The following is a 10187-nucleotide window of genomic DNA, read 5'->3' as shown; positions in this document are numbered from 1 at the left end:
GCGCGGGCGCCGACACCATGGCGGGCGGGCTCGGCAACGACGCCTACGTGGTGGACGTCGCGACGGACGTGGTGACGGAAGCGGCGAGCGCCGGCACGGACGAGGTCCGGACCGCACTCGCGAGCTACACGCTCGGGGCCAACGTCGAGAACCTCGTCGGCACGGCCGCGACCGGGCAGGCTCTGACCGGCAACACGCTCGCGAACGCGATCACGGGCGGGGCGGGCAACGACACGCTGTCAGGGGGCGCGGGCGCCGACACCATGGCGGGCGGGCTCGGCAACGACGCCTACGTGGTGGAAGTCGCGACGGACGTGGTGACGGAAGCGGCGAGCGCCGGCACGGACGAGGTCCGCACGGATCTTGCGAGCTACACGCTCGGGACCAACGTCGAGACGTTGACCTATACAGGAGCTTCGACCTTCGCGGGGACGGGCAACACGCTCGACAACCTCCTTGTCGGCGGCTCCGGCAACGACACCCTTTCCGGCAGTTCCGGCAATGACACGCTCTCTGGTGGGGGTGGGTCCGATTCGATGACTGGCGGCGCGGGCAACGACGTCTACGTGGTCGATGTCGCGGGCGACGTCGTGGTGGAAGCAGCGGCCGAGGGAACGGACGAAGTTCGCACGGGTCTCGCGAGCTACACGCTCGGGACCAATGTCGAGAACCTGGTGGGCACGGCCGCGACCGGGCAGGCGCTGACCGGCAACACGCTCGCGAACGCGCTGACGGGCGGGGCAGGGAACGATACGCTGTCAGGCGGCGCGGGCGCGGACACCATGACGGGTGGGCTCGGCAACGACGTCTATCTGGTCGACGTTGCGACAGACGTCGTAACGGAAGCGGCGAGCGCCGGCACGGACGAGATCCGCACAGGCCTCGCGAGCTATACGCTCGCGAGCAACGTCGAGAACCTCTTTGGCACGTCAGCTACGGGACAGACCCTCACCGGCAACGCGCAAGCCAACGTCATCACCGGCGGAGGGGGCAACGACACCCTGAACGGGGCGGCCGAGAACGACACGCTGGTCGGCGGAGCCGGAACGGATATCGCCCAGTTCGCGTCCGCGCGGCAGGATTATTCCGCGACCGAGTCGGCGGGAGTAATTTCGCTCACGAAGACGAGTTCCGGAGAGGTCTACACGATCAGCGCCGTCGAGCAGTTTCAGTTCAGCGACGGCGTGATCACCGCTTCCCAACTCATCGGAGGCGGGAGCACTGGGACCGCCGGCGCCGACACGCTCACCGGGACCGCAGGTCCCGACAGCCTGTCCGGCCTTGGGGGGAATGACTCCCTGTCCGGGATGGACGGCAACGACACGCTCGACGGCGGCACCGGATCCGACACGATGGTGGGCGGGCTCGGCAACGACATCTACATCGTCGACGCCGCGACGGACGTCGTGACGGAGGCGTCGGGCGCCGGCACGGACGAGGTGCGCACAGGCCTTAGCTACACGCTCGCGATCTACGTCGAGAACCTCGTCGGAACAGTCGCGTCGGGACAGGCTTTGACCGGCAATGCGCTCGCGAACGTCGTAACCGGAAGCGGTGGAGCGGACACCCTCGACGGCGGCGCCGGCGCAGACACGATGCAGGGCGGGCTCGGCAACGACGTCTACCTGGTCGACGTCGCGACCGACGTCGTCACGGAGGCGGCGAGCGCCGGGACGGACGAGGTGCGCACGGCTCTCGCTAGCTACACGCTCGCGCTTAACGTGGAGAACCTCGTCGGCACGGCCGCGACCGGGCAGGCGCTGACCGGCAACACGCTCGCGAACGCCCTGACGGGCGGGGCGGGCAACGACACGCTGTCGGGCGGCACGGGCGCCGACACCATGACGGGCGGGCTCGGAAACGACGTCTACGTCGTGGATGCGGCGGTGGACGTGGTCACAGAGGCTGCGAGCGCTGGCACGGACGAGGTTCGCACGGACCTCGCGAGCTACACGCTCGGGACCAACGTGGAGAATCTCGTCGGCACGGCCGCGACTGGGCAGGCGCTGACTGGCAACACGCTTGCGAACGCCCTGACGGGCGGGGTGGGCAACGACACGCTGTCGGGCGGTGCCGGGAGTGACACGCTGACGGGCGGGGCCGGAAATGATCGCCTCATCGCGAGCACCGGCGATGACCAACTCTACGGTGGAGCCGATAGCGACACGTTCGTCTTTGATGCGAACAATGGAAACGACTACATCTACGACTTTGAGACAAACGACGTTCTCGAAATATCGAACGTACCGCTCGCGTCGTCGTACTCCCAAGTCATGGCTAACGCCTTTGAGGCTGGTGGAAATACGGCTATCGACTTCGGCGGCCCAGACGGTGTGTGGCTCGTAGGTATTCTAAAAGCTCAGCTTTCCTCGAGCAACTTTATGTTTGGAACCCAACCTTCGATCATCAATGGCGACAGCGGTGCGAACACGTTGACGGGCACTGCCGGCAGCGACACTATCGATGGCAAGGCCGGCGATGACACAATCAACGGTGGTGGAGGCAACGATCGGATCATTGCTGGCCAAGGAAACGACCAGCTCTACGGCGAAGCGGGAAATGACACGTTCGTGTTCGCAGCCAGCAACGGGAATGACTACATCTTTGATTTTACCCCTGGTTCGGATAAGTTGGAGCTACAAGGAGTAACAATGGCTTCTTCTTACTCACAAGTCATGGCAAATTCGTTCGAAGTAAATGGGAGTACGGCCATCGATTTTGGGGGGCCTGATGGCGTTTGGCTGGTCGGAGTGATGAAAGCACAGCTGCAGGCCAGCGACTTCATCTTTCTGTGAGGGTGTAGCTCCGTCTACGCAGGAGCAAGACGTGGCCTGGAACACGAAGGTATCCTTAGGCGGCCGGAGCGCGTGCAAGCGAAAGGCGACTACGACCGCTCGATCCCTGATCTTTCAGCAGAGGTGCTTGGCGCAGAAGCCTAGCACCTCATTCGCGCCGAGCACCGCGATGTGCGCGTAATCGGCAGTGCTTAGACGGACGGTTGAAGAAGATGCCAAGGGCGCGTACGGTGAATGCCGCGATTTAGGCGTACCGTCTGGTTGAAACGGAGTGATCAATTTCGCCGTCTCCGCGAACGGTGGCGTTGCGGTCTTTATCAAGTACCTGTTCTTATTCGGAAGCGAAAGCATCAAGGGCGGCTTGTTCGGTCCAGGAAGGGGCAGGACTGGTATCGATCCCGCCGCAGCCTGGCAAGATCGACGACTCGGTCGATCGACCAGAGCAGACGGTCGGCCGGCACGTGATTATCCAGCGAGAAGGTGTAAACAGCGCGCCGTGCTCGACCTGCCGCGGCCTTAGTATCTGCTTCGGTTCCCGGCGCCTCTCAGCAGGAATGAATCAGCTGGCCCTCACCGCCGCAACTATCACGTCTTTCAACCGAACCCGCCCGAGTCGGACGGAAGCTGACTCGAATGCGAGTAGTTCCGGGTCGCGCGGATGTCGATCCCCGTCAAGCCGCTGGCCTCGGCGCCGACGCGTGTCGCCTCCTCGGCGCAGAGCGCGAGGAGGTCGACCGGCTCACGACGTTTAACGCTGCCGTCGTGACGGAGCCGGCTCGCGAGCAGAATCTCTTCCACGAGTTCGTCCAGCTCGCCGAGGTCCGCGGCCCCCTCCCGGCGCGTCTAGGGAGAGAGTCCCCGCCGTAGGACCTCGATCGCGATCCTCAGCCGTGCGAGCGGCGACCGCAGCACCGCAGCTCGTGGCTGGCATTCGCGAGGAGAGAGCGATGCGCGGCGACCAGGCACTCGACCAGCGGCGAGGCCGCCGCGTTTAACGCGGCCGCGACCGCCGCGGCCTCGTCGCGCCCATCAGCGACGAGGCGTGCCGAGAGCGAGCCCGCGCCCCAGGCCTCCATGGCGCTCCGGACGCGTTCCAACCTCCGCGTGGTGCGGCGGACGACGGGATAGGCCACGAGGGCGATCACGGCTGCGACGAGCGACAGGACGTAGGCACGACTACCGCGCCCGGCGACCAGCCGCCGCGGCAGCGGAGGAGGACGCGATGTCAACACTCAAAACGTCGGCGACCCTGTCCGGGCAGCTACCTTCCCGGCATCGGCGAGCTCTGGTTCTTGATCTGCTCGGCGAGTCGGCGGGCCTCGGCTGATTGTGACCACGCGGCTGACCTGATCCCGATCCTGGTACGCTGCCGAGCAGCGAGCTCCTCTCGGCGCGAAGTCGAAAGCGGGTTCAGCGGATTGCGGATGGCGAGCCGGGCGGTGTTCGCGGCCATGCCAGGCTTGAACCCGGAAACGACCGCCAGGACGGCGCCAATCCGCGCAGCCGAGATCGGCACGCCGCCCGCAATTGCAGCCGCGACGTTGTTCAGCTGAGATAGCAGCAGCACGCCGATTATAGCGAGGAGCACCACGGGCCCGATCGTCGCCCAGCTCACGGTCACGGAACTCGAGACGCCGTTCAGCGCGTCGAGCGATTGCTGGATGAGGGAGACGTAGAAGGCCAGGAACGCGTAGACCAAAACCTGCACCAGGAAATATTGCACCAGCGCCCCGAGCCACCCCGAGAAGAACCGCGACGTCGCTCCGAACAGGAGCAGGATGATGAACACGGGCGCGAGTGCGAGCAGCAGCCACATGAACAGCTTCGACAGGATGATGAGGAAGATGGCGTAGCCGATCAGGAGCGCCATCACGACGTAGAAGACGGCCGCGAAGATGTAGGGTCCCCAGTTCGTGATGCCGGCGTTCTGGAGGAAGGCCTGGGTTGCCCGGTTGGTTGTGTCCCACATGTTCTGCAGGGCAGACTGCACGCCGTTGACCGAGGTCAGGTTGGCGGATGTCCCTGTGCTGCCAGCCGTGGTGACGGCGTTCAGGAGCGAATTGCCGATCGCCGACGGGCCCTGGTTCATCGCGTTGTAGGCCAGAGTCTGGAAGTCGTTCCAGCTGGTCGCGAGGGTGTAGATGAGGAAGGCCCGGAACAGCCGAAAGGCGTGATCGGCCGGGCCGCCGGTCGCGGTGCCCTGCCAGATGCCGATGCCCCAGACGATTACGTAGAGGGTGAGCAGCAGCCCCGCGACGCTCGTCGCCCCGCCAGCCGTCAGCGCGCTCGAGAGGGCCTGGTAGGCGGTCGAGACATAGTTCTGGCCGATCCGGTCGACGGATTGCAGCAGCGCCGTGATGCTGAAGCTCGACATGGCTCAGATCGGCCGCATCGGGCCGCAGCTGTCCTCGGCCGGCACAAGTTCGCTCCGGCGCGGAGCCTGCAGCGACGAAAAGGCGGTCGCGACGCCACCCTCGTCGGCCGCGCAAGGCGCCTTCAAGGGCTTGTAGCCGCAGCCGGAGAGCGCCGCCGCAACTGTCGCCGCAACGAGGAGGAGGACGGTCGCTCTCACGGCTTCGGTCCCGCAGGCGGCGAGAACGTCATGGCGTCCGACAGGCCATCGCGGGCAGGTAGGTTCGCGGCCGGCGAATCCCGCGCTGCCCGTTTGAAGGCGGATGTCGCGAACGCGAGGATGGCGAGGCCCGAGAGGGCGAGGACGAACGCCAGCAGCAAGTTCAGGCGGCTGATCACAAGGGAACCTCAGTTGGTGAACCGCATGGCGCGGGCGACCGCCGACTCGGCCGCGATGCGATCGAGGTTCGCCTGGTTGGCGGCTGTTGCGGCCGTGTTCACGACTCCGGTGAGCTCGTTGATCGTGTGCCCGGTCTGGACCTGCACCTGCGTGTTCTGGTCGACGCTGCCCTTGAGGTCCGGCGCGGAGCCGATCTGCCGGCCGCCTTGCGTGAACGATGACGAGCGCTGCCGGACCGCGCCTTCCGTCGAGCTGATCAGCCCCGAGAGGGTCGCCGCGACGTTGACGGCGTTCCGGTAGGAGGCGTCGGCCGGGTGGGCCTGGCTACCCGTCTGCCCCGTGATGGTCTGGATGAGCTGCAGCCCGTTGATCAGCTGCGAGACCATGTTCTGCGATCCCGCGCCCAGACCCGCGAACGAGAGCGTGCCGCCCGCGATCACCTGCCCGAGCGATGGCGCCTGGGACATCGAGAACCCCCCGCCGAGCGCCATCTGGGCGAGGCTGCCCTGGGCGAGCGAGCTCCGGTCCCCCGTCACGGCCTGGAGCGTGCGCTGCGTGAACTGCATGATCTCGCGGTCGAGCGTGAGGATCTGCTGGGTGCTGGTCGCGATCTCGGTCGCTTTCGTCAGGTTGGCGCTGTCGATGACGGGGATCTGGGCCTGGGCCGCGGCCGAGAGCGTCGCGCCGGCGATGAGCGCGAGGAGGCGGGTGAGCTGCACGGAGGTCTCCTGTCCTGGCTAGGGAAGTGAGCGAGCGAACGCTGCGATCAGGTCTGCGAGCGACAGCGGCGTCTGTGGGTCGAATGGGACGATGTTGCCGGCAGGTACGCGCGTGACAAAGAAGCCGGTGGCGCCCTGGTCATCGACGAAGCGACCGGTCACGCAGGCCGGATCGCTGACCGCGCCCGCAATCGCGGCCGCACAGACGCCGGGCGAGCGGCAGGGATCGCCGGCCGTGCCGCTGCCGACTGCACCGACCGGGCAAGCTGTAGCGGATGAGCCCGGCGCGACCGCGACCGCCTGCATTCCGATCGCAGCACGGCTCCGATCGTTGGTTCGCGCGAGGTTGAGAGCATTGAGGGCCGTAACCCAGAGGTTGGCCGACCCGGTTGCGCCGTTCCAGGCCTGGTTGACCTGGACGCGCACGGCCGAGTTCGCGTCGAGTGCGCCCATCACGGTCGGAGCTGTCCCGACCTGCTGCCCGGCCATCCGCAGGCTGGTCCCAGCGACACCGATCGTCGATCGGCTCGACTCCACCCCGGCGACCACGTCGCCCGTAGACCTAAAATGCTCCTGGCTGCTTCGCGCCGGGCCCCGCGCCTCGGGCGCCGGCGTTGCCGGCATGGCGGGAGCGTAGGGCTGGATCGAGCGCGCGCCCGCGCCCGGCTGCGGCTTCACGGTCGGATCGGTGATGCTCGCCTTCTTGCCGGTCGTGACCGAGCAGTTGACGCCCTTGTTCGCGTCTTTCCGCTGCGTCGTGATCGGCACGAGCTTCACGGTCGCGGCCGAGGTCTGCGATCGCTGCGTCAGCTGAGCCGCATCATCGGTCGGGATCGCGGCTGCGGCCGAGCCTGACCAAGCGCAGCCTGCGAGGACTAGGGCGCCGGTGAGGAGTCTCACGCGGCTGCCCTCCCCATGAAGATCGGAAGCCAGACCGCCGGATCGTCGCCGACTTGGCGTCGGAGCGCGTCGAGTTCGGCCACGGTCTCGGTCCGGCCGGACAGAACCTTGATGAGGTCCGGCATGCCCGAGAGGTTGAGCCGGGCGATTACGCTGTCGCGGCCGTGCTTGATCAGGAAGGACCGGCTCTCCGGGACGGTCGACCGGATCCAGGCGACCTCGCGGCTGGAGAGCCGGAAGGCGCGAGCGTAGCTCTCATCGTCTGCCTTCGGGTTCGGGAAGAACACGTTGGTGGCGGTCTGCTCGATCAGCGTCGAGGCCGAGCTCGACCGGACGATGTCGGCGGCCGATTGCGTGCCGAACCCGACGATCCCGTTCTGCTTGCGGATCGTCTTCAGCTTGTTCTTGATGAAGAAGGCGAAGACCGGGTCGTCGAGGAGCCGCCAGCCCTCGTCGAGGAAGATCATGACGGGTTCGCCCGTGAGCAGCTCCTCGGCGCGATGGAAGATGTACATGAGCGCGGCCGTCCGGATGACCGGGTCGTCGAGCACGCGCGTCATGTCGAAGCCGAAGATGCTGGACAGCGAGAACCGGTCCGTCTCGTTGTTGAAGAGCCAGCCGCGCTGGTCCGGGCGCATCCAGCTCTCGAGACGCGCCAGTAGGTCGCCCTCCCCGGCCCGGATTCGGCCGCGGAGCAGCGTCGAGAAGGCCTGGAGCGTGCGGCCCTCCGGCCCGGCCGCCATCGCCGAGCGAATGGCGTTGCGGATCACCTGCTCCTCAGAGGCCGAGAGCTCGCCGCCATTTGTCGGCCGGAGCATGAAGCCGAGGAGCTGGAACAGGAAGTCGCGGTTCGGGGCGGTGTCCGGCAGCGCGAGAGGGTTGAAGCCGGTCGGCTCGCCTGGCGCCAACACCTCGTACTGGCCGCCCATGGCCCGGATGAAGATCTCGGCGCCGCGGTCCTTGTCGACGAACAGAAGCTTTGGCCGCGGCTCGACGCGCTGCGACTGCGCCGAGATGAAGGAGAGGAACACCGTCTTGCCGGACCCCGAGGGCCCGACCACCGTGAAGTTGCCGAGATCGCGGACGTGGTGGTTGTAATAGTAGGCCGTCTGCGACGTCGTCTCGAACACCGAGATCGCAGGGCCCCAGTGGTTTCCGCTCGGCCTGCCGCTCGGGTAGTTGTGGAGCGACGTGAAACCGGCGAAGTTCTTGGACGAGATCACGGCCTTGCGGGCGATGTAAGCGAAATTGCCCGGTAGCTGGGCCCAGAAGGCCGGTTCGCAATTCAGGTCCTCGCGCGTCCAGATCACCGAGCGGTCGGTCAGGGCCGCGCCGACCGCGGTCACGGTCGCTCCGACCTCGGCGAGATCGCGGCCGAGGCACATGACCGTCATGTGGTGCTCGCCGTAGATTGCCTCGGCGCCGAGGAGCTCGTCCCGAGCTTCGTCCAGGTGCTCGGACACGATCGAGCCCGCCTCGTCCGACATGTCGACTTGGCGCGAGACGCGGTCGATCTGCCGGGCCGCCTCGGGCCGGTCGACGATCGCGAAGCTCTGGGTGGCGATAAACTCGTGCGGGACCCGGAGCAGATTATCGAAGGAGCCCGGCCCTGTCTGGGCCGGGTACTCCCGGATCGACACCATGGCGCCGAAGCGGGTGTCGTCGGGCCCGGCGCCCCGGATCTCGACCGCGTTCCTGCCGAAGAACAGGCGCGTCTGGGCAAGCGCGTCCGAGAGCGCCATGCGGGGCAGGTGCATGGGCCGCGGCAGGGCGCCGTTCACGAGCTGGACCAGGAACTCCAGCGGCTCGGAGAACCAAACCCCGTCCCGTCGCACGACGCCGAGCTGGCGCGCGCCGTACGGCGCCAGCGTCTCGCGGAGGGCGGTTGCGGCGTCGCGGAGCTCGGTCAGCGCAGTCTGGGCGGCGACGGACGCGCCCGCCTGGTCCTTGCGGCCGAGGAGCCGCGTCAGCGCGGCGTCGAACGTGCCGGCCTGGCCCTGCAGGGGCCGGCGCACGATCGTGACGTAGATCTCGTTGACGAACATGCGCCGTTTCGAGAGCGCCGCGTCGTAGCGTAAGTCGATCTCGCGGCAGAGCGCATTGTCGAAAGTCGAAGGGATGACCGGCTTCACCTCGCGACGGATGATGTGGCTGACGAGCGCGAAGCGGGAATTTGCGAGGGTGCGAACGAGGTCGTTGCGGGCGAGGAGCCGCGCGTTGATCTCGCTGATGTCGGCGGTCTCGAATGAGTAGCCCTCGAGCTTGAGGATCGTCATGACGAGGCCGTCACGGGTCTTCACGACGTGGTCGTCGACGTGGCGCGTGTAGGGAATGTGCGACGCGACCGGGCGCTCCCGACGGGACACGGCCCCGAAGGTCAGCTCGTCCAGGAGGGCGCGTGCGACCACGGGTTCAGGCCGCGTAGCTGTCGGCGGCCCAGAAGGCGCGAGAGCGCGGCGGGCACTTGGTCGACTTCACGAACAGGATCTCGAAGATGCGATCGTCCCGCAGCGTCATCACGTAGCCGAACAGGTGTAGCGGGATCGCGACCAGCAGCATCAGGAGGTTGTGCGAGAGCAAGAAGCAGACGGACGAGACGACGCCGTTGAACATGAAGTACATGTACGGCACGCCCATCAGCGTCGGGGCGCGGGTCAGCGCGCGCACAAGCGGGGTGATCACTGGCTCCTCGAGATCTTGGGCGCTCACGATCCGACCGCCGACTGGAAGAACTGGACGATCTGGGCCGACCCGAACACGAGCACGATGCCGAAGATGACGCTGCCGGCGATGCCCCAGGTCAGCCGGCCGGACCAGGCGAAGAACCCGCAGGCGATCACCGCGAGGGTGGCGAGCGCGGTCGCGATCGGGCCGGTCAGCGCCTGCACGAGCTGGTTCAGGGTCGACTGCACGGGCTGGAGCGTGCCGCCGGCCTGCGCCAAGGCGGAGCCGGCGCTCAGGGCGAGCATCACGAAGGTGGACGGCAATCGGCGAACGAAGGTTTGCATCAAGGCAGGTCCT

The 10187-nt window shown here is 66.9% G+C and carries 11 protein-coding genes and 1 pseudogene; 1 reads left to right on the top strand and 11 read right to left on the bottom strand.

Features of this window, described 5'->3' with window-relative positions; all coding sequences use genetic code 11:
- Positions 1 to 2795: beta strand repeat-containing protein (locus ACFE87_RS09200; protein WP_375459323.1), on the top strand; the 2795-nt coding region annotated here is incomplete at its 5' end.
- 353 nt (positions 2796 to 3148) lie between these two features.
- On the opposite strand, the pseudogene ACFE87_RS09195 reads toward ACFE87_RS09200, so the two are convergent.
- From ACFE87_RS09195 to ACFE87_RS09145, 11 genes and pseudogenes are all read right to left on the bottom strand, one after another.
- Positions 3149 to 3318, bottom strand: a pseudogene (locus tag ACFE87_RS09195) (IS5/IS1182 family transposase); the annotation flags it as partial.
- A gap of 71 nt (positions 3319 to 3389) precedes the next feature.
- Entirely contained in the window at positions 3390 to 3593 is a 204-nt protein-coding gene (locus tag ACFE87_RS09190; protein WP_375459322.1) for a hypothetical protein, read from the bottom strand.
- Between the two features lie 86 nt (positions 3594 to 3679).
- Positions 3680 to 4027 (bottom strand): HAMP domain-containing protein, encoded by a 348-nt coding sequence (locus tag ACFE87_RS09185; protein WP_375459321.1) that lies wholly within the window; start codon positions 4025 to 4027, stop codon positions 3680 to 3682.
- 29 nt (positions 4028 to 4056) lie between these two features.
- Complete coding sequence (locus ACFE87_RS09180) at positions 4057 to 5169, bottom strand: type IV secretion system protein (RefSeq protein WP_375459320.1); 1113 nt, start codon at positions 5167 to 5169, stop codon at positions 4057 to 4059.
- 3 nt (positions 5170 to 5172) lie between these two features.
- Positions 5173 to 5367, bottom strand: a complete 195-nt coding sequence (locus ACFE87_RS09175; RefSeq protein ID WP_375459319.1) for a hypothetical protein — start codon at positions 5365 to 5367, stop codon at positions 5173 to 5175.
- Positions 5364 to 5546 carry a hypothetical protein gene (locus ACFE87_RS09170; RefSeq protein WP_375459318.1) on the bottom strand — a complete coding sequence of 61 codons (183 nt, stop codon included), beginning with the start codon at positions 5544 to 5546 and terminating at the stop codon, positions 5364 to 5366. The genes ACFE87_RS09175 and ACFE87_RS09170 overlap by 4 nt, the downstream gene beginning before the upstream one ends.
- 9 nt (positions 5547 to 5555) lie before the next feature.
- Entirely contained in the window at positions 5556 to 6266 is a 711-nt protein-coding gene (locus tag ACFE87_RS09165) for a type IV secretion system protein (protein WP_375459317.1), read from the bottom strand.
- 18 nt (positions 6267 to 6284) lie between these two features.
- On the bottom strand, positions 6285 to 7166 hold the full coding sequence (locus tag ACFE87_RS09160; protein ID WP_375459316.1) for a hypothetical protein: 882 nt from the start codon (positions 7164 to 7166) through the stop codon (positions 6285 to 6287).
- Entirely contained in the window at positions 7163 to 9574 is a 2412-nt protein-coding gene (locus ACFE87_RS09155; RefSeq protein ID WP_375459315.1) for a VirB4 family type IV secretion/conjugal transfer ATPase, read from the bottom strand. Before ACFE87_RS09155 ends, ACFE87_RS09160 begins: the two co-directional genes overlap by 4 nt.
- A gap of 4 nt (positions 9575 to 9578) precedes the next feature.
- Entirely contained in the window at positions 9579 to 9875 is a 297-nt protein-coding gene (locus ACFE87_RS09150; protein WP_375459314.1) for a type IV secretion system protein VirB3, read from the bottom strand.
- Positions 9872 to 10174: a TrbC/VirB2 family protein gene (locus ACFE87_RS09145; protein WP_375459313.1), complete on the bottom strand. Its 303-nt coding sequence runs from the start codon at positions 10172 to 10174 to the stop codon at positions 9872 to 9874. The genes ACFE87_RS09150 and ACFE87_RS09145 overlap by 4 nt, the downstream gene beginning before the upstream one ends.
- Positions 10175 to 10187 lie beyond the last annotated feature (13 nt).

It is taken from the genome of uncultured Enterovirga sp., from assembly GCF_964242715.1.
Classification (GTDB): Bacteria; Pseudomonadota; Alphaproteobacteria; order Rhizobiales; family Beijerinckiaceae; genus Enterovirga.
Note: the sequence above shows the minus strand (reverse complement) of the source record. Positions and strands in the feature narration are given on the sequence as shown.